At 43.7% G+C, this 19,682-nt stretch carries 14 protein-coding genes; 6 read left to right on the top strand and 8 right to left on the bottom strand.

The genetic code is table 11. From position 1 onward, the window contains the following. The first annotated feature begins 144 nt into the window (after positions 1 to 144). Together GSQ66_RS10185 and GSQ66_RS10180 are read left to right on the top strand one after the other, a co-directional pair. Complete coding sequence (locus GSQ66_RS10185; protein WP_162427372.1) at positions 145 to 1,089, top strand: helix-turn-helix domain-containing protein; 945 nt, start codon at positions 145 to 147, stop codon at positions 1,087 to 1,089. A gap of 241 nt (positions 1,090 to 1,330) precedes the next feature. Beyond that, entirely contained in the window at positions 1,331 to 2,245 is a 915-nt protein-coding gene (locus GSQ66_RS10180; RefSeq protein ID WP_162427371.1) for a hypothetical protein, read from the top strand. 89 nt (positions 2,246 to 2,334) lie between these two features. Here GSQ66_RS10180 and GSQ66_RS10175 read toward each other — a convergent pair whose 3' ends face one another. Further along, positions 2,335 to 4,194, bottom strand: coding sequence for a M61 family metallopeptidase (locus GSQ66_RS10175; RefSeq protein ID WP_238395640.1), 1,860 nt, complete (start codon positions 4,192 to 4,194; stop codon positions 2,335 to 2,337). A 1,000-nt stretch (positions 4,195 to 5,194) separates the two neighbouring features. Between GSQ66_RS10175 and GSQ66_RS10170 the strand changes: the two genes are divergently transcribed. Next, positions 5,195 to 7,306 carry an Ig-like domain-containing protein gene (locus tag GSQ66_RS10170; protein ID WP_162427370.1) on the top strand — a complete coding sequence of 704 codons (2,112 nt, stop codon included), beginning with the start codon at positions 5,195 to 5,197 and terminating at the stop codon, positions 7,304 to 7,306. 476 nt (positions 7,307 to 7,782) lie between these two features. Continuing rightward, positions 7,783 to 8,778 (top strand): hypothetical protein, encoded by a 996-nt coding sequence (locus GSQ66_RS10165; RefSeq protein WP_162427369.1) that lies wholly within the window; start codon positions 7,783 to 7,785, stop codon positions 8,776 to 8,778. Positions 8,779 to 9,667: 889 nt separating this feature from the next. Here GSQ66_RS10165 and GSQ66_RS10160 read toward each other — a convergent pair. The 4 genes from GSQ66_RS10160 to GSQ66_RS10145 all read right to left on the bottom strand — a co-directional run bounded on the left by GSQ66_RS10160 (position 9,668) and on the right by GSQ66_RS10145 (position 16,586). Next, complete coding sequence (locus GSQ66_RS10160; RefSeq protein ID WP_162427368.1) at positions 9,668 to 10,948, bottom strand: MgtC/SapB family protein; 1,281 nt, start codon at positions 10,946 to 10,948, stop codon at positions 9,668 to 9,670. A 110-nt stretch (positions 10,949 to 11,058) separates the two neighbouring features. Then, positions 11,059 to 12,369, bottom strand: a complete 1,311-nt coding sequence (locus GSQ66_RS10155; RefSeq protein WP_162427367.1) for a TolC family protein — start codon at positions 12,367 to 12,369, stop codon at positions 11,059 to 11,061. Positions 12,370 to 12,401: 32 nt separating this feature from the next. Beyond that, a complete protein-coding gene (locus tag GSQ66_RS10150) occupies positions 12,402 to 15,500 on the bottom strand; it encodes an efflux RND transporter permease subunit (protein ID WP_162427366.1) in 3,099 nt (1,032 codons plus the stop codon). Between the two features lie 12 nt (positions 15,501 to 15,512). Beyond that, positions 15,513 to 16,586, bottom strand: a complete 1,074-nt coding sequence (locus GSQ66_RS10145) for an efflux RND transporter periplasmic adaptor subunit (protein ID WP_162427365.1) — start codon at positions 16,584 to 16,586, stop codon at positions 15,513 to 15,515. Positions 16,587 to 16,915: 329 nt separating this feature from the next. On the opposite strand from GSQ66_RS10145, the gene GSQ66_RS10140 reads away from it, so the two are divergent. Next, positions 16,916 to 17,251, top strand: coding sequence for an MGMT family protein (locus GSQ66_RS10140; protein WP_162427364.1), 336 nt, complete (start codon positions 16,916 to 16,918; stop codon positions 17,249 to 17,251). 60 nt (positions 17,252 to 17,311) lie between these two features. Here the strand turns inward: GSQ66_RS10140 and GSQ66_RS10135 are convergent, their stop codons facing one another. From GSQ66_RS10135 to GSQ66_RS10125, 3 genes are all read right to left on the bottom strand, one after another. After that, positions 17,312 to 17,776, bottom strand: coding sequence for a hypothetical protein (locus GSQ66_RS10135; RefSeq protein WP_162427363.1), 465 nt, complete (start codon positions 17,774 to 17,776; stop codon positions 17,312 to 17,314). A gap of 107 nt (positions 17,777 to 17,883) precedes the next feature. Next, positions 17,884 to 18,447, bottom strand: a complete 564-nt coding sequence (locus GSQ66_RS10130; protein ID WP_162427362.1) for a DUF4256 domain-containing protein — start codon at positions 18,445 to 18,447, stop codon at positions 17,884 to 17,886. Positions 18,448 to 18,572: 125 nt separating this feature from the next. Beyond that, entirely contained in the window at positions 18,573 to 18,968 is a 396-nt protein-coding gene (locus GSQ66_RS10125; RefSeq protein ID WP_162427361.1) for a hypothetical protein, read from the bottom strand. Positions 18,969 to 19,146: 178 nt separating this feature from the next. Between GSQ66_RS10125 and rlmH the strand changes: the two genes are divergently transcribed. Next, a complete protein-coding gene (rlmH, locus tag GSQ66_RS10120; protein ID WP_162427360.1) occupies positions 19,147 to 19,620 on the top strand; it encodes a 23S rRNA (pseudouridine(1915)-N(3))-methyltransferase RlmH in 474 nt (157 codons plus the stop codon). The last annotated feature ends 62 nt before the right edge of the window (positions 19,621 to 19,682 follow it).

Genomic DNA, 19,682 nt, shown 5'->3' with positions numbered 1-19,682 from the left:
TAAAAAGAAAATTCCTCTCAGGATACAAAGGAACACACTTTGTTAATGGGCAACTTGTAAAATCCTGCCTTTTTTGATGTTGGTGCTGCTTCACTATACCCATTCAGATGGAATGTTTCTATATTTAAGTTTTAAAAACAATGAATGATGGAAAAAGTGGAGCGTGGACCTTCAGCAGGCAGCACGTTGGGCGATAATCATAGCTGCGAAGTATTGCATGTAACGGATAGAAATTACCAGGCGCTTAAAGAGAGAAAGACCAGGAACCGGATCATGAGTTCCTGCCTTACTTCCCTTGAAGATGAAATAAAACCGCAGGGACTGGGGTTGAAATTTGTGGCGGATGGCCAGGAAAACTACTGGCTGCGGAATAAGCGCTACCACCTGACTGATGGCAAATATCTTCTGGTCAACGAATCACTGGCTGTACTCGACATAACCATTAACAACAGAGTTGGGACAAAGGCCATATGTGTTGACATAGATTCCAACCTGGTAAATGAACTGTTACTGCAAATGATTTACCCGGATGAACTGGATAACTATAACACCACAAGCCAGTATCTTTTGACCCCTGAGTTATTTGTAAACGAAGCCAGGGCGGATACGAGACTGCAGGAGTTGCTGCAATATATTATGACTTCATCTGCAGCCGGTACGCTGGACAGGCCTGCAATGGAGCTGATCTACGAACTGACCACACTGGTAGTGAAAGGAAGTACGGAAACGATCAGATCTTATTACAAGCTGGATACGGCAAAATTATCGACCCGTAAAGAGGTGTTTAAACGATTACTGACAGGGAAAGAGATGTTGGATGACAGCATTTTCTCTGAGTTAAGTATCAGGCAGGTAGCCGAATCCAGCTGCCTGTCCGAATTTCGTTTCTACAGGCTTTTCAAGCAATGCTTTGGCGATAGTCCCTACAATTACCTCTTTAAAAAGCGAATTGATAAAAGCATTGAGCTGAGGAAGCAGGGACTGACCTGGGTGGACATCGCTACGCAATTAAACTTTACAGACCTGGCTGCCTTCAGTAAAAGTTTTAAGAAAATAAAAGGTGTTTCACCTTCTAAAATAGTTTTATAATAAGCATTGACCTCCAGTACATTATCTCAGGTGCCTTGGTTACGAAATAACCAAGGCATTTTTTATGAAATATTACCTATAAAACATACAGGCTTAGAGTGCCTTGTTTTTTCCCATTAACTGTTGTTTCCTGATTCTGATGGGCAACACAGGATAAGGCAGATAATAAAATTAGCAGCAAAATACAATGATCTCTATTCTGATGACTCCTAGCTTTACTAAGGTCAGAATAATGGAAGCTATGGGAAAAGAACTATGGTATTTACTTGTAAGAGGTGTATTTAGCAAGAAAGTCAGCGCCATGGTTAATTTTTATGTTCATGAAGAAGAGCTGGGGAGCGCCATCCGAAACGGCCGGGATTATGCGAAAGTTATAGGCATACGGGACTTCCTTTTGCTGGAAGCTATACCGCTTTCCTGTGATGGAAACTTCAACCCGTTGGAAGATGCAGTGGGGCTGTCTCATAACGTATATGTAGGCAAGGAAATGGTTCCGTACCAGCCGAAAGCAGGACAATCTTCCTTTATTTATCCTACAGGAATCGTGAAATCTGCAGAAAATGGGCTCCTGGAGTTGCCGGGTGATATTGACCATTTTGTTGTTTCAAAACCTGCTATCAGCCGCCATTTCACCATAACAGTAGTCCTGGGAAATGACCATCTGGAGGGCATATTTTTTCATTTGCTGGGTTTGATACCCAGAATAGACAGTTTTACAATAACTGTTAAAGATTACTGTAGGAAAAAAAACAAGGCAGAACTATTTATTAGTCACACCTTAACAACAAAAGTTGCCATAGTCGGATTTATCAGGAGAAATTGTGCTGATACACTTGAGAACGGTTTTGTTGAAATGAGTTTCAAGACGGTGGCAGGGACGAACTGTTTTACATTGGATGACCATAAAGTTTTAACTTTAAAAACCACGGATGAACACCTGTTTAAATTAGTATGTGCTTCGCTGAAGTTCCATGATATTAAAGAGTCGGATCATGTACATGTTCCCTGGATAGAAAATAAGCATTGGCATTACAGGCCCTGTAAGAGTCTGGACAGGAAAGAATTTATAAAGTTTCTGTTACAGGAGGGATTTATGCCCTGTAAAACATTTGCGTCCTGGATGGAACAGCTCCTCCAGGGTACACTCATCTGTTAGATAACTTATTTGTGACTACCGGGTTACCTTACAGGGTGAAGGCTCCTGTTCTGAACAGGAGCCTTCACCCTGTATGTCTGTTGCGAAAGTTAAATGTTTAACCAGGTATTGCGTAACGTTACCTGTTTATCCGTTGCATTATCCAGTAACATCAGAACGGGTTTGTCTTCCCGATCAACAGTGGTGACTTTCCCCCTTAGTTTTCTTTCCTTTACGTTGCCGGATTTGTACTTCCGGCCAACCACGAAGCTAATGCTGTTCCCGGGGATTTCTTTTTGGAAACCTGCTCCGAGCAGTTGATGAATGTTTTCTTTTGTGATGCTGGTGCCATTCACGGCAAGTAACTGGTCACCTGGTTTGAATCCTACAGTAATACCAAAATGGTCCAGACTTGCTGTTTCAGGAATCTTAAACGTTCCTGAAGCTGTATCATAGGAAGGGATGAAGCCCCCTATAGTATTTACTGTTTTCAGAGCAGGCTTATAGCTTATTCCTACTTTTAGAAAGGTTTCCTGAAGTGGAAGAGGTTCGTTTCCTTCAACGTAGCGTGTAAAGAATTCTCTGATCTCAGGGGCTGTGAGCGCAGCGATCTGGTCAAATAGCTCCTCATCCTTAAACGCATGATCTTTGCCATATGTAGTTGATAAATCCTGGAGGAGGTCACGTAACCCATACATTCCTCCAGATAATTCCCTCAGGCGAATGTCAAGCACCATCCCGATCAATGCCCCTTTCTGATACACATTGCCGTATTCCCTTGCATATTTAGTCAGAACATGGGAGCTCATTTCTGTGAAAGGAAGGGTATCATTATAATGTCTTCTGGAAGTATAGATATACTCTTTAAGCCTTTCCAGGTAATCCTGAACGGGCATAAGCTTTTCAAAGGCCTGTACATGCGAAGCAAAATATTCTGTTACCCCTTCATAAAGCCATAAGTGCTTTGACATTTTAGGGTTAATGAAATCAAAATCACCAATTTCTTCAGAATGAATCGAGAGTGGCGTTACAATATGGAAAAACTCATGTGAGGCAATGTCTCTTATTTGTGCACTGAATTTTTCTGAAGGCATTTCAGGTAAGAAGTAAACCGAAGAGTAGGAATGTTCCAGCGCTCCGAAGCCACCTGATTTTCCTTTTTCTTCTGAAACATAGATAAGGAACGCATACTTTTCGACTGGCAACGTACCTCCAAGATAAGTACGCTGTGCCTGTAGGATGTCCTGTACATTTGCTGCAATAGGTTTTGACGTGACGTTTCCTGTTGGATTATAAAGAGAAACAAGCACTTCGGTATTTCCGACGAACACTACTGTTGTATCCGGCATGTTGTACATTAGCGGACTATCTGCCAGCTGCATGTAATTGGTAACTGAAAACTTGTCACTCGTTTTTGTGGATGAGATCGCCTGCAGGGATGTAGACCCATAGAAGCCTTCAGGTTTTTGTACTGTTAATTCAAAAGGTACCTGTTTCATACCATCAAAGTATCCAACGAAGCCATAGGTATTAAGGAGGAAATTTTCGTTTTCCTGTATGTTAGTACCTGCGGGCTCAAATATGATGTCCTCCTGGCGGGGAGTATCAAAGCTGTCATCCACCCAGTATGTAAGCTGATGCAGTGTTTTTGCATTTAGAATTTTCCATCTGTTCACATCCAGGCGTTCTACCTTTAATGTATTACCATTTCTGTCAAAGGCTTCAAACTGTGTCAAAAATTTTCCAAAGTCTGAGATAGCATAGGTCCCAGGCACCATCTTTGGCATATTGTAAACGATTTCATCCTGGAAGATGGCAGGGGCCTGCAGGGTTACCTTCACTTTATCGTCCTTAATTTCCGTCAGGTGTATGGTAACGGCGTATTTGCTGTTTGCCTCATCCGCCAGAGACGAAAAACTGAAACTAATACCCAGGCAAAGCAGGAGTAGGGATTTATTTAGAGATATCATATAAAAAATAATATATTTCTGGAACACGCGGCCTTGTATAGGCAAAGGGCTTCTTTCTGTCGTATTAGCATAGTCGCTCCGGGCTTCTTACTCGCCGGTTTGGAATGTAAAGGAAAGATGTTCTGCACTGATATAGCTTGTAAAATCCTGCTAATTTAGATAGTATTTAAGATTGGAGCTGCCTCCAAAACATATCAATGCAACCGTGTATCTGGTAGCTGCTGCCAGATTATAGCTGGTTGAAATTAATATATATATATATGGTTGTCAGGCACGAAGACTTTTCCTCTGAACAGAAGAGCGTGCTGCCAGATTTAAGGCAAGGGACCATGTAAGGTGCCACCGTGCTTTGAAGGTTAGGAACCATATCGACAAGTAAAACAGTTTTTCAGCAGCCTGGAATGCGAGGTACCCCACGAGAAAGGCCGCGATAATCGCAATACCGAACTCTATCTGCTGCAGTAACAGGTATAATTTTTAAGCCAATTTCAGAATAAGACTGAGGGCACTTTTAATTTCAAACCCTAGCTTCGGGTAAATTCTATTTTAGGTGATCATCTGGCGAAAAGCCGCTTCATGTAGTGTGAAGCGGCTTTTTTATGATAGTAGCCTGTAGAGAATCTTAAATTCATGCTTTTATGAAAAATATGAATTTGAAACCTTTAATAAGTATAATTTCAAACATATTCAACTTAATAAACCCTGGTGAATTCGAAGTTATAAGTTGTATGCTTGAACTTGAAAAGGTTCAAATTACGATCCATTATTAAGTTCTATTTATCTATAGGATGAAATCCTTATCCCTTATTCCAATTTTAAAGTAATTATTTAATTACAGATGGTTAATACTCAGTGGTATAAGATGCTTCTAGAATTTAATACCTACTTCTTGGTATAGGAAATGTATAGGTATTAAGAGTATGTTTGTCATATCAATTATTGATGTAACATAAGACAACCCACCGCCTTTTGCATCAAATCCACCCTTAATTCTTAGTATATGAAAAGATACATACTCTTTTTCTTAACAATTTTTTTTGTCGTAGCCTGTAGTTCATCAGAGGATCCGTCACCCGCTGCTACAGAGTCTATTTCACTTCTTACTAAAACAGCTACTCCCGGGCAAATAGTAATTTCTCAGGCGGCAGATAAACCTGAGATTACTTCTACTTCTGTAATTAAAGTTGGAGAACTGGACGTGCAGGTTTTTGCCGGGGATTCTAACCAGGTACTTTTTATCATGCCTGTACTTGCTTCCGGAAATGTAGTGGTTAATTACAGCGGAATAGGTATCAGTAAGCAACTTGATTTGACAGTAGGAGCTTATACGACGATAACTAACCCTGCTGCTGTGGCCAATTCTTTTACAACTGAATTAGATGCTGTTGCGAAAAAACTGCAAGCGTATGTAAATGATCCTATTATACAGTTGGATCCTGCCTACATAGCTGTATTGAATCAGCAGAACCAGGCTGTGAAAGAGAACTTCTCTAAACTGACTGCTGAAGAACAGTTAAAGCTAGCCTACATGCTGCAAAGTATAACACCAGATGAAAGCGAGTTTAGTTTAGATGAGCCTGATCCGAATAACTATAGAATAAATAATACTGCCGACCCCGGCGAAGAAATTTACAGAACCGGGAAGAACTTTGTAAAAAGCATGATTGCCGGTTCTGTAAGCTTATTTCTTGGTACACAGTTAGCTATGCTTCCTTCCCCATTGTTATTTGATAAGGTAGCAGCCGCAGCTTGTATGGCCACAAGTGTTGGTTTTTTTGTGAAGGCACATTCTGAAGCACAAAGAATAGCCCTGTTAAAAGGTGTGGCAGAGACAATACTTGAATCATTTTCTGGTAACCGTGTAGGCGTGGTAATTCCCGGTGGAAGACAAGCAGCAGCAGATGAGACTGTCTTTAACAAAGATAAAGCAAAAGTGCTGACCTTAAATGGTGAATACCGAACACTGGTAAAAACAGATGCCGGTTCTTCTGTAGCCTTTTTTGCCACTACCTTCAAGTACCTGGCCAAAATGCAGGAATCGTACAATACCATTTTGGCAACTACCAATAAAATCAAAAGCTGGTTCTTTGGGTCCGGCCCAAGCATCCCGGAATATAAAGATCCGATAAAGACCCAGGCTGCTAAGAAAGAACTACCACTACCATCCGGTAAAGTAGCTTTTAAGAATATCTCCGATGCCAAGATTCAACTCTCGGCTACTCCTGCAGCAGATGGTAAGTTTAACCTTGTTGCAACCAGCACTGCTACCGGCCTGCAGGATAAGCCATTCAGTTTTGATGTTTTATTTACGGATAATAACCTGGGCGTGCTTCTTACCAAAAAAGTGACTGCTATTTACAGGCCTGCTCAACCACATGCTGTTTCGCTGGTAGACGGAAATAACCAGGAAGGTGAACCGGGTAAGCTGTTAGCGAAGCCTTTGAAAGTAAAAGTGATAGATGCAGATGGAAATGCCTTGAAGGACATAGAGGTAGAATGGACTGTTAAATCAGGAAATGGTACCTTAAGCGCAGCTAAGACAGTTACTGATGCCCAAGGCATGACTGAAGTAACCTGGAAGATGCATCAAACGCCTTCCGCGGATCAAAGAGTTGAAGCGATGGTGAGAAAAGGGGATGGCACTTTGGTAAATGGAGCTCCTGTTGCATTTAAAGCTACGCTGGGCATAGTAACCAGGCTGATAAATGGAAGCCCATGGAAACTTACATCCTATATTGTAGATGGAGAAGAGCAATTTAATTTTAAAAATTTAGGTAACAAAACGTGTTATCCGGCTGGAATTTATGATAAAACTAGATTTGTTGAAGGGACGTTTTCTTTTAGTTCAACTACCCTAACAAAGAACATTAAATCAGAAGAACACACTTATAATTGTAACGCTAAATCTTTTGACATAAGCTATAATAACAATTGGAGTGGTGCTCACCAATGGAAAATAGATAAAGGTACCGGGAAATTAGTCTTTATGAATGATGGCCAGGAAGAAGCTTGGCTGGCAATTACTATAATTTCTGATACCAAAATAAGGTTCGATGGTATAGGTGGTAGAGGAGAGGATGAGATGGGTTTTTCATTTGAAATAGAAGACTAATTTTCTAATTCAATAGCATGAAATTTATTAAAGTGTAAGTTTATAGACTAAGTTAACGCAAAAGTTAAAGATGATAGCCTTGTAAGCACATATACCTGCAAGGTATTTCAACTTCAGATTGCCCTGCCAAGTAGGGATGAGAAGCATTACTGGCTAGGAAATCCAATCACGTAAAATAGCCACGTGATCGGTAATCGAAGGAAGTGTAAGTAAGAGAAAAATAGTTGCTTGCTTTTTTATTAAGCTAAATACAAAAACCCGCTTTTTTATAAATAGACGGGTTTTTGTATTTATTGAGTATTCTAAGAAGTAAATTAAATATCTTGTTAAGTCTATATATTTAACAGAAAAGATTATATTTATAGTTGTTAAAACCCGATTGCCGGCTTCAAAAGTGTAAATAAGCTATTTACTAACCTACATAACCCAATAAACTTAAAGTGCTCACATAGTCAATCCACTAAATTCAATCACTCATGAACTTAAAGACTTTACTTATTCCTTTTTGTCTCACCCTGCTTTTCTTGACAGAAGCAAACGCGCAAAATTGTGACCCTTGGATTGTTCAAATCTACAAACAGCAGTACAATGCAACACCTACAGCCGAGGAATGTAATATCCTTAACTATAACAATGGCTCTTGGAACAGTTATGAGGAATTGGCTGGCTATATCAAAAGCTATAAGAGCCGGCAATCAGCAGTAAAATCTTCTAATTCTTCTACCCAGAATTGCGATCCCTGGATTGTGCAAATCTATCAACAGGAATTTCGCCGTAATCCGACAGCAGATGAGTGCAATATTCGGAACTATAACGATGGCTCCTGGGCAAGTTATGCGGACCTAAAGAGCTACATTAAAGGCTACCAAAGTAAAAGCGCAGGTAATGCAAACACTTCATCTCCAGTGAAAACAGTGAAACTGGAAGGTGACCCTTGGATCTTTAAAGCTTACAGAGAGCTTTACCGGAGAGAACCTGTTGCATTGGAGCTGAATGTGAATAACTATAACGGTGGTACATGGGCTAACTATGCGCAGTTAAAACGTTTTGTAGCTGAGTTTCAGACTTCTCTTAAAAAGCATAATGCCCAAATCAAAACAGTAGACACCACCAATGGCAACCAACTGACGGGACTATACCTAAATGGCGAACAGGTAGCTGTAGCCTTGATTTCGAAAAACGGAGGCGGTGTGGTAGCAGCAGGAGGCATGAATGTAGTCTCTGCTGGTGGGGCGAATGTGGTTGCGGCAGGTGGGATGAATGTTGTATCGCCTGGTGGAGGAAACGTGGTTTCTGCTGGTGGAGCAAACGTAGTATCTGCAGGAGGTGCCAATGTGGTCTCTGCTGGGGGAGCCAACATTTCCATGCATCAAAACATGGCAGGTTTAGGTTTCGGCGGACGATACACTGTCCAGTCAGCTGGAACGAAAGTAATACCTGCTTCAGGTAAAAGCGCGTTGATTATCCGGTAGGGAAATTATTGAGCCTGCTGATGGTTCTATTTCCCTGAAAATAGATTGAAGTAAGAAGCCACCCAACTTGATTGTCGGGTGGCTCCCTGGCTTTAAGGGTTTAAACAAACTAAGACTCTGTGGGATTAAGTGTGTAATATCCGCAGCATTTGTCGAAAGCGAAGCTTCTAATTACTAGGAAGATGACTGGGTATTTGTCGCTGAGGAATGTCGTTTAATTAGCAGGTTAATGTATTCTTCTCCTGGTTTGCTGCTATAAGTAACGGTAGCCTAGGTGATGGTGCGAATAGCGTGGTATTAACTGAAGTAAGGCCGACAGTTAAATTCTCTCAGAACTATGGCTGATCGATTCTGAGTAAGTTCGATATGCTCAGCCGAAGGAAAAATTTATCGAACCAAAAAAGCATATCCATTTGATGTGAAGGGACTTTTTTATTAAAGTAGTCCCGTAGAGGAATCTAACATCAAAATGGTTTAATAAGAGTTTGTTAATAAGGAAGTTGTTTAGAGTTTAAGAAGGAGAAAACGAGCCATTGTTGGTGTTTGCACTATAGCAGTCTGGCTAAGGTGAATAACTTGCTGTTTCAGACATCTGTGTCCGAAAATTTTCTGTTGCGGACATTCAAATTCGCATAAAAAGGAAGGCTAAACTAGGGGGACCAGGAAGTGCCGGGCAGCGTGCTTTCGGAAAGCTTGTAAAGTAAGAAACTGCGGAAGACATACGAACTGGTATTGGGCTACAACTGATTATAGGCCACTACCTGCAAGGTTTTCTGAAAACTATAGTGATTGACCTTCAACAAAGGCAGCCTGATGCTGCAATCCTTGATAAGGAGAGTTGATTGAAAGGCAGGGTTTGGAATATTAAGCCATGCACTACTAAGTAAATCTACTTCCCAAACCAATCCAATATAAGACGCTCCGGCCACAGCCAAACTATAAGCAAACCTGCTACAAGCGAAAGTCCAAAGAGCAAGGCCACCCTAACAAATAGAGGACGGTTTGCCAATACGGCTACCATAGCACCTTTAAACCCAATATTAGAAAGTGCGGCGATCATGATTACTTTCCAGCCTGTTTGCTGATCTATAGTTTCAGCGTTCATTAACCTGGAAGTGGAAAGTGTAATGGCGTCTACATCAGTTAGGCCGGAAATAATGGCTACAATGTACAGACCGCTATTGCCGAAGTGGTCTTTGGCAGCAGAGGTAGCAACTATAACAATTGCATAAATAGCCCCGAATATAAGCGCGGTTTTAAGCTGGGCAGGGTTTTCCTGTTCCGGCATACGCCCTGCGTTTTCTTTCTTAAAAAAGAACCCGAGTACGATGAGTACCGCCATGAGCAGGACCAGGGCAGCAAGCGGTGGGGCAACTATAGCCAGTGTACCCGGTGCCACTACTGCTACCTCCACCATAATGCGCACCAAAGATATAGCGGTAGCAATAAATATTACCAGAGCGATCAGGTTATAGTTCGTGTTTTTTGCAGCTCCTTCCTTAGATCGTTTGGCATAACTTACGGTAGTAGCAGTACTTGAAATGAGTCCGCCCAGTATGCCGCCCAACAGGGTGCCTGCTTTGTCTCCAAAAATCTTGTAAGCAAAATAACCCGCCAGGCCAATGCCAACTATAAGCACCACCATCAGCCAGATATTGTATGGGTTCAGTACCTGATAGGGGCCATAAGCCTGGTTTGGCAGTACCGGAAGTATAACCAGCGAGATGACTACAAACTGCATAATGGCATGCAGGTCTTTCTCACCCAGGCGGGAGACAGCCTGGTGTAGTGTCTCTTTTAGATGTAACAATACAGCCACCGCTCCGCCAAGTGCCACGCCTACTGCTGTTTTTCCGGTTACCAGGTAAGCACCTACGGCAAACATCAGCAAAAGCGCGGCTTCGGTAGTCTGGCCTACATCTACTTTCTCATCAAGGCGTTGCATCAGGTTTGCTGCTAACAACAGTGCTGTAGTACCAAGTGCACCAGCCCCTAAAATCCAGCCACCAAAGTCCTGGGCCAGCAGGGCGCAAACAGTTCCGAATAACGTAATGAGCGGAAAGGTACGGATACCGGCAATGCGTGCGTTCTGATGCTGCCGCTGCAAGCCAACTAACAGGCCGAGCGCCAGTGAGATTGCCAGTGTCTGAAAAAGTTCGAGGTGGGGCATACGCCATTTTGCTTTACAAATCGAAGATATGGCTATAAACTATAAAAGTATAGCAAAACGCTATACTTTTATAGTTTAAGAAGGTAGCAGCTGGAGCTGCACTCAGGATATTAAAATGTCAGGACGCCTGCAATTTCTTTAAGCGATACCTCCGCCAGTTTCGCCAGGTATTGGGCGTTGCTGTAGCGTACCGTAGCATTCACATAGTTTAGCTGCGCCTCACGAAACTCGATGGGAGTAATGCTGCCGATGCGGAATTTCTCCATAGTTATTTCCAGGTTGCGCTTGGCGATCTCCTGGTTTTTCTCTTCTAATTTTACCAGCGATAAACTGGTTTGATAGGTATTGTAGGCCGTAGTAAGCTGCGTATTTATAGTTTGATTCAGGCGTTCATATTCCAGTTCTGCGCTGCTGATATTTATGCTGGCATTCTGTTGGTTGCGACGCTGCTGAAATCCATTGAAAATAGGTACAGAAGCCGATATGCCATAGTTAAAACCCTTGCCCGTAGATAAGGTTGTGAAACCAAGTGCAGATTCGGAACGGCTCAGGTTATAGCCGGAGTTGAGCGATATAGTCGGTAGTCTGTTCGCTTTTACCTGTCTCAGGTCGAGTTCGGCTACCCGCTTGCTGATAAGAGCTGCCTGTAATGATGGATTCTGCTGAACGGCTTTCGCAGATAATTCCGAGAAGTTCAGCTGATCATCAATTGTTATAGTTTCTGCCACTCTGAAACGCGTGTTTGCATCACGGGCCATCAGTTCATTAAGTTGCGTTTGGGTATTCTGGTATAGTTCGCGCTGGCGCAGAATGTTGGTTGTGTCGGTATTGAAATCTACCTGTGCATTCAGTACCTCCAGGCGGGCAGCTTTACCGATCTCAAAACGGTTCTGAGCAGTTTGTACACGTTCCCTGGAAATAACCATAGCCGTATCCAGTGCTTTAAGTTGCTGCTGCTGCTGTACCAGGTTATAGTATACGCTTGTAACGTCGGCTACGCGCGTGAGTATAGTCTGCTGCAGGTTGGCTTCGCCGAGTTTCCGGAGTTCTTTCAGCTGGTCATAACGGGCAAACATTCCGAAGCCGTCAAAAACAGTCCAATTCAGGCCGACCCCATAGTTCAACGTAGAGCCTTTAGCACCATTCCGCTCAACTTCCTGTCCGCTTTCACGGGTCTGCGAGCTATTCTGAATGGTATTGTTCTGGACAAGGTTACCTTCCACAACAGGTAACATGCCTGCATTGCCTGCGCTTACGTTGTTTCTGCTTATCTCCAGGTCATTGGCAATAAGCTTTATATCATAATTTCGCTCCAGCGTAATCCGGATAGCTTCTTCCAGGGTGAGAACTTCCTGAGCATTTGCCCTGCCACTCAGCAGCATCAGGGCAAACGCAAACAGGACAGCAATTTTATACTTCATATAAGTATTGGTAAGATAGATCAGGTTAAAAATTAAACAGTTGCCTTTTCAAACTCTTCTATTTGATCAAATTCCGGGTGGTGCTTGCGCTCTCTGGACCACATTGCATAGATAGCCGGGATAACAAACAGAGTAAGTATAAGCGAGAACAAGGTACCACCTACAATTACAACACCCATGCCCATACGGCTTTGAGCAGCTGCACCCAGTGCCAGGGCAATTGGCAGAGCACCCAGGGCAATGGCCAAACTTGTCATCAGGATCGGGCGCAGACGAGCCTCCGAAGCTTCCAGGATGGCCTCCATCTTAGGCTTGCCCTGTTCCCGGAGCTGGTTCGCAAACTCGACTATCAGAATCCCGTTCTTCGTGACGAGCCCTATGAGCATAATGGTACCGATCTGGCTGAAAATGTTCCAGGTCTGGCCAAACAGCCACAACGAAAGCATGGCACCGGCTACCGCCATTGGCACAGTTAAGATAATGATGAACGGATCTATAAAGCTTTCGAACTGCGCTGCCAGGATCAAGTAAATAAGTAGCAACGCCAACCCGAAGGCAAACATCGTGTTCGAACCACTCTCAACAAAGTCACGTGACTCACCGCCAAGGTCTGTGGTAAAGGTGTCGTCCAGTACTTTTTCTTTAATGCGGTCCATTGCATCAATTCCATCGCCTATACTCATGCCCGGCGCAAGACCGGCCGAAACTGTAGCTGACATGTAACGGTTGTTGTGGTATAGTTGCGGCGGGCTGCTGCGCTCCTGCATGGTTACCAGGTTATCTAACTGGATCAACTGGCCATCCTTGCTGCGCACGAACAGGGAGGTCAGGTCCAGCGGGTCGTTGCGGTCAGGACGGTCAAACTGGCCCATTACCTGGTACTGTCTGCCGTTCATTAAAAAGTAACCGAAACGCTGTCCGCTCAACGATAACTGTAGCGTCTGCGCCACATCGATCACCGATACACCTAAACTCTGCGCTTTCTCGCGGTCTATAGTTATGTTGATCTCTGGCTTGTTAAACTTCAGGTTTATGTCTACGTTCGAGAAGGTCGGGTCTTTGCTGGCCTCTTCCATAAACTCAGGAATCTTTTCTTCTAGCTTCTGGAAGTTAGGTGCCTGAATGATGTACTGGATTGGTTGTCCACCACGACGGTTCACCGAAATGGTAGGCTGCTGCGTTACCATAATCCGACCCTCCGAATATTTACGTGTCTGTGCAGTCAGGTAATCGGCAAGTTCTTTCTGAGAGCGCTCACGGTCTGTTGGCGGCAGAAGCGCCAGACGCATCATACCATTGTTCACGGAACCAGCGCCACCCCAACCCGGAGAGGTAATTACCAGGTTTACTGCTTTTTCCGGTACAGAGTCATTCACAAGTTGTGTCAGTTCCTGCATAAACCGGTCGGTATACTCATAAGATGCTCCCTCAGGGGCACTTACCTGTACACGCAACATGCTCCGGTCATCATAAGGAGCTGTCTCTTTCTGTAAGACTGTATAAAACAGAGCAGTAAGGCCGATGCAAAACAAAAGGATCGGGAAACTAAGCCATTTACGTTTCATAAACCCGGACAGCGCGCTGGCATACCCGGCGTTCATTTTCTGGAAGAAAGGCTCAGTATAGTTGTAGAATTTCGTTTTCTCCTGGTGTCCGCCTTTCATCAGGTACGCGTTAAGCATTGGCGTAAGCGTAAGCGACACGAAGGCTGATATCAGCACCGCCGCCCCGATTACCACACCAAATTCCCGGAAGAGCCGCCCAACGAAACCTTCGAGGAAGATAACAGGCAAAAACACGGCAGCCAGCGTAATAGAGATGGAAATTACCGCCATAAAAATCTCATTCGAACCTTTAATAGCAGCCTCTATCGGCGACATACCTTCTTCTACTTTCTTGAAAATGTTCTCCGTTACCACAATACCGTCATCCACCACAAGCCCTGTGGCCAGTACTACCGCCAGCAGCGTAAGCACGTTTACCGAGAACCCGCACAGGTACATGATAAAGAAGGTCGCGATAAGGGATACCGGAATATCGATAAGCGGTCGGAAAGCAATGCTCCAGTCGCGGAAGAACAGGTAAATGATCAGGATAACCAGTACCAGCGAAATCAGGATAGTTTCCGCAACTTCAGTAACTGATTGCTTGATAAAGATGGTGTTATCCATCGCAATATCCAGCTTTATATCTTCCGGCAGATCGTTTTTAAGCTTCTCAAACTGCTCATAGAATTTATCCGAAATGTCGAGGTAGTTAGTGCCCGGCTGCGGGATGATCGCCATACCGACCATTGGCTGACCGGAGTTGCTCATCTTCGTTTCCAGGTTCTCAGGACCAAGCTCTGCAGTCCCAATATCGCTGAAACGGATGATCTTGTTACCGTCCGATTTTACAATAAGGTTATTGAACTGCTCAGCCGACGACATGTTGCCCAGTGTTTTAACTATAAGCTCCGTGTTATCACCGCTAATCTTACCGGATGGCAACTCTACGTTTTCGCGATTCAGGGCAGTGCGCACATCTCCAACTGTCAGGCCGTAAGAGGCAAGCTTCATCGGGTCTATCCAAAGGCGCATGGCATATCGTTTCTGTCCCCAGATTTGCACGCTACTAACGCCTGGTATAGTTTGGATACGCTGCGAGATCACGTTTTCAGCATAATCACTCAACTGCAACTGGTCGCGGGTGGCACTCTGTACCGTCATGGTAATGATAGGCTCCGAGTCAGCATCGGCTTTGGAAACTACCGGCGGTGCATCAATATCCTGTGGTAGGCTTCGTACTGCCTGCGAAACTTTGTCACGCACGTCGTTGGCAGCCTCTTCCAGGTCTTTGTCAAGGTTAAATTCGATGTTGATGTTGCTACGGCCCTGGTTACTGGAGGAGGAAATGTTCCGGATACCGTCAATTGAGTTAATGGCCTTCTCGAGCGGCTCCGTTATCTGAGACTCAATAATGTCGGCGTTTGCGCCTGAGTAACTGGTGCTTACCGAAACTATAGCCGGATCGATGGATGGATATTCGCGAACGCCCAGGAAGCTATACCCGATCAAACCGAACAGGATGAGCATCAGGTTAATTACAATTGTAAAAACCGGCCGTTTTATACTTGTGGTGGATAAACTCATACGTTTGCGCTTTTATTTCTTACCAACAGCTACTTTAACAGGGCTTCCCTCTTTTAACGTCATTATCCCGGTGGTCAGTACTGTGTCGCCGGGTTGCAGGCCGGAAGTTACCAGTACATCTTTTTCGGTACGTGTGGCAGTTTCAATCATAGTTTCCTTGGCTTTGCCATCCTTAGCTACAAACACTTTTTTGCCATTCTGCACTGGTATAACGGCTTCTGTAGGCACCAGCAACGCATCTTCTACTACGGTTAGCGGCAACTCGATATTGGCAAAGGAGCCTGGCATCAGGGAGCCGTCTCCGTTAGAAGCGCGGGCACGTAACTGCAATGTGCGGCTACTTGCCTCAATACCGGGTTCTATAGCATAAACGGTAGCATTATATTTTTTGCCTGATCCGGCTACTGTAAAATTAAGGGTAGTATTTACCTGTACCTGGCCTGCATATTTCTCCGGAACCGAGAACGTGATTTTCAATGGGTCGGTGTTAACCAGGTTGGCAATTACTGTTTCTGGGGATATAAAGCTTCCTTCAGAGATATTTCGCAGACCAATATGGCCTGAAAAAGGGGCTCTTATAGTTGTTTTGGCAAGTTGTGCCTGTATCAGCTGGCTCTGGGCCTGTGCCGATTTCAGGTCTGCGCGGGCTATATCATACTCTTCGCGGCTAATGGCTTCTTTCTTTAGTAGCAGTTCAGCACGACGTTCGTTTTCTGCTGCCAGGTTCTGGCGGGTCTGTACCTGTGCCAGTTGTGCGCGCAGTTCTGAGTCATCTACTTTAACCAGTACCTGGCCTTTGGTAACCTTGCTACCTTCGTTAAACGAGATAGACTGTACTACACCCGAAACCTGCGGACGAATCTGGATCTGCTCGTTGGCCTCGATAGAGCCTGTTACTGAAAGCGTGTTGGAAAAATGCTGCGGCTGCACCACTACGCCGCTTACCCGCATTGCCGGCATGCCGCCTCTTGGTCCGCCCGGGCCTTTGGGGCCGCCTCCTTCGCTTTTGTTTTGCATAATACGATACGCTACCAGGGAACCAAACCCAAGTATAAGCAAGGTGTAAACGATGTACTTAATCTTCATAGGTGAATTTAATTTCCTCTTACAGAGGTGGTTAGATTTGTGAAGTATAGTTTAGTTTTGAATGAAATCGTATAAGTGCATTCTTTGCCGGTAGGGCAGGAGCAGGCACAGGGCCGGTTAGCCGTCACTTTGACAATCAGTCCTGCTAAAGGTTTAATCCGGATGCCCAAAAAACTGCCATAATTGCCGGCAACACAGTAGTTTGAAATTTAAAGTTAAAACCTTAAATACTGAAACAGAAACAGATTGCAGATTTATCTACATAAATATAAATTAGATAGCTGAACAGTAAATTTATCGGTTAAACATCAGTAGCGGGTAAAAGAATAATGAGCAATAAGAAGGAGAATTTTTTTGAAAATGTTTATGAAGTGGTAAAACTGATTCCGGAAGGCCGGGTAACCAGTTACGGCGCTATTGCCAGTTATCTGGGTGCCAAAGGATCGGCACGCATGGTTGGCTGGGCCTTAATTGCCTCGCAGCCATTTACCAGGATACCCGCGCACCGGGTCGTAAACCGTGCAGGCATGTTAACCGGTAAGCAACACTTTGAAGCCGGCAATGCCATGCAGGAGCGGCTGGAGCAGGAAGGCGTGAAGGTAGAAAATGACCAGGTAGTTAATTTTGATAAACTGTTCTGGGACCCTAGTAAGGAGTTGTTGTAGGGAGCGGCGATCTGTCCTTCTAGCCATCAAAAAGATCGTATCAAACTATAGCTGGTTACTTTAGTGAGAAATTTCCAGATCGAGCTGAGTGCCGTTTTTGATGGCTTTATTATCCAGTGAAGTTCCTACGGCTGCGCCAATTGCCATACCTATAGGCAGGCCTATTCCCAGAAAAGCCATGTTCCCTAAACTGGTTCCGAATGCCACCCCAAGTGGTAAACCAAATGTGCCCATGCCCAGCGCCAGCCACATATTACGGTAGTGGTTTTTGGTTACAAGCTTAAGCTCCTTCTCAATAAGCTTTAAAATCCCGGACTGGCTCTTGCTTACCTGTTTCCCCAATGCTTTTTCTGAACCTGAAGTAGAATTGATAAGGGTTATTTCGTTATTGATGTATTGTGTTATTTCATCAGGAAGCTTTCTGGCTCTTAGCTCAGTTAGCAGGTTCTCAAATTGAGTAAAGTTTTTAGTTAGCTTTTTGTTCTGCTCCATATCCTGTCTCGGAGCAAGTTGTTGAATTTCCATGGTAACTATAGTTGAAGTTTTAAAAGTATAGGATAAAGTTTAGAGGATGAGGTTGGAGGTTAACCGCCAACAAACTCTCCAGGCAAATCCATTTTTCTGAATCAGATTTATACACGTAACGAACCACGGAACCCCCGCGCAGCGTAGTACGATTGTACACCGTTGTGATACACGAAAACAGTATTGTAGCGGCGATCACAGAAAAGGGCTCCACCAAGTTTCCTGATGGGAGCAGGTGTAGCTATCCAGCTCGATGTTTTTGTATCGAAATTGCCAAGCTGCTGTAGTTCCCGGTACTGGGCCTCTGTAAGCATCTCAATACCCATGTCAGCTGCCATATCCATCGCGTTATTCTGAGGTTTATGCTCTTTCCTCGATTCCAGGGCTTCGCGGTCGTAACAAACACTACGGCGTCCTGCAGGGCTTTCGGCTGCACAATCATAAAAAATGTATTCGCCGGTCTTGTCATCTTGCCCAACCACATCGGGTTCGCCGCCGGTTCTTTCCATTTCATTCAGCGACCATAGTTTGTCAGGGTTTGACTGTAGCCTTGCAAATACATTTTTCCATTCAATACCTTTATGGCGATTCATGTACTTCTCAAACCGGGCTTTTAACAGGCTGAGTAGTTCTTCCTCTTGATCTGGCAGCAATTCTTTCTGATCTGGCATTGTTTATTGTGTCTTTTTATAAAGTTGGAGTTACGTGGGTACTAAATTTGATATAACGGCCTCGTACATGAGGTGAGTGAGGCGTTGCCGAGCTTTGCTCATGTGCTGTGTTCTCGGAGGTTATTCTATTTTTTTAATTTTATTGAAAGCATACTTACACCTGCCACAAAGCAAAAGATAATTGTGAATGCAGCTATGAAAATATAGACAGTTCGGCTCTGGAAGTATAGCAATCCAGAAATAACAATCATTATCGAAATCAGATGATAAAATAACCTGCCTTGCTCAATAGAATTAGTCTTTCTTAAATTCTTTTGGGTAAATATTTTACCTCCAGAAAAAGCAATTGCAAACAATGAAATGGAAGAGTAGAAGACAAATACAGTTTCCGCTGTAGCAAGAGAGCCATATTTATTAGTTCCAACAACTACTGCTACAATCAAGAGTCCAAGTCTAATTAAATTATCAGCTTTACTTATACTCTTTAATTCTTCTACACCATATAAAATTAAGCTTTTCATATTTACAATTCCCGAGAACTATTGTACAAACAACATAACATTCGTCTATACACCTGGAATACGGTGGCTAAACGGAATAATTACTTATCAAATATAAGGGTTTGTTCATACTTGCAAGTAACTCAATCTTTGTAAAATCCCGCCAATCCCCCGACCTTCGCAGAAACCGGCATCACGCATGAAAATAAAACTGATAGCGATAGGCAAAACCGACGAAAAGTTTCTGGAAGAGGGGATTGATAAGTACCTGAAAAGGCTGAAGCATTACCACCCCTTCGAGTTTATAGTTATACCTGATATAAAGCAGGGCGGCAAGTATAGTGCTGATAAGCTGAAAGAAGAAGAAGGCAAGCTGATACTTCAGAAAGTACAGGAAGGGGATTTTTTGATTCTGCTGGACGAAAAAGGGAAGATGTTTACGTCCGGGGAGTTTGCGCCCTTTTTGCAGAAGAAACTGAACACCGTAACCACCACCCTGATATTTGTGATTGGCGGAGCTTTCGGGTTTTCGGAGGCTGTGTATAGTCGGGCCAACGATAAAATGGCGCTCTCTAAAATGACCTTCACGCACCAGATGATACGCCTGTTCTTTACAGAGCAACTATACCGCGGTTTTACAATTCTGCGCGGCGAAAAATACCATAACGAATAAAACTATAATTAATAGCTGTAAAAAAACGATCTGCTTATAGTTGAGTAAAGCTTTACCTAAGA

The sequence above is a fragment of the Pontibacter pudoricolor genome (assembly GCF_010092985.1).
GTDB lineage: Bacteria > Bacteroidota > Bacteroidia > Cytophagales > Hymenobacteraceae > Pontibacter > Pontibacter pudoricolor.
Note: the sequence above shows the minus strand (reverse complement) of the source record. Positions and strands in the feature narration are given on the sequence as shown.

Excerpts from the sequence above, each read along its gene's own strand:
- GSQ66_RS10135 (WP_162427363.1), bottom strand. The coding sequence starts at position 17,776 with ATGGAAATTCAACAACTTGCTCCGAGACAGGATATGGAGCAGAACAAA.
- rlmH (WP_162427360.1), top strand. The coding sequence starts at position 19,147 with ATGAAAATAAAACTGATAGCGATAGGCAAAACCGACGAAAAGTTTCTG.
- GSQ66_RS10165 (WP_162427369.1), top strand. The coding sequence starts at position 7,783 with ATGAACTTAAAGACTTTACTTATTCCTTTTTGTCTCACCCTGCTTTTC.
- GSQ66_RS10155 (WP_162427367.1), bottom strand. The coding sequence starts at position 12,369 with ATGAAGTATAAAATTGCTGTCCTGTTTGCGTTTGCCCTGATGCTGCTG.
- GSQ66_RS10180 (WP_162427371.1), top strand. The coding sequence starts at position 1,331 with ATGGGAAAAGAACTATGGTATTTACTTGTAAGAGGTGTATTTAGCAAG.
- GSQ66_RS10145 (WP_162427365.1), bottom strand. The coding sequence starts at position 16,586 with ATGAAGATTAAGTACATCGTTTACACCTTGCTTATACTTGGGTTTGGT.
- GSQ66_RS10150 (WP_162427366.1), bottom strand. The coding sequence starts at position 15,500 with ATGAGTTTATCCACCACAAGTATAAAACGGCCGGTTTTTACAATTGTA.
- GSQ66_RS10170 (WP_162427370.1), top strand. The coding sequence starts at position 5,195 with ATGAAAAGATACATACTCTTTTTCTTAACAATTTTTTTTGTCGTAGCC.
- GSQ66_RS10130 (WP_162427362.1), bottom strand. The coding sequence starts at position 18,447 with ATGCCAGATCAGAAAGAATTGCTGCCAGATCAAGAGGAAGAACTACTC.
- GSQ66_RS10125 (WP_162427361.1), bottom strand. The coding sequence starts at position 18,968 with ATGAAAAGCTTAATTTTATATGGTGTAGAAGAATTAAAGAGTATAAGT.
- GSQ66_RS10175 (WP_238395640.1), bottom strand. The coding sequence starts at position 4,194 with ATGATATCTCTAAATAAATCCCTACTCCTGCTTTGCCTGGGTATTAGT.
- GSQ66_RS10160 (WP_162427368.1), bottom strand. The coding sequence starts at position 10,948 with ATGCCCCACCTCGAACTTTTTCAGACACTGGCAATCTCACTGGCGCTC.
- GSQ66_RS10140 (WP_162427364.1), top strand. The coding sequence starts at position 16,916 with ATGAGCAATAAGAAGGAGAATTTTTTTGAAAATGTTTATGAAGTGGTA.
- GSQ66_RS10185 (WP_162427372.1), top strand. The coding sequence starts at position 145 with ATGATGGAAAAAGTGGAGCGTGGACCTTCAGCAGGCAGCACGTTGGGC.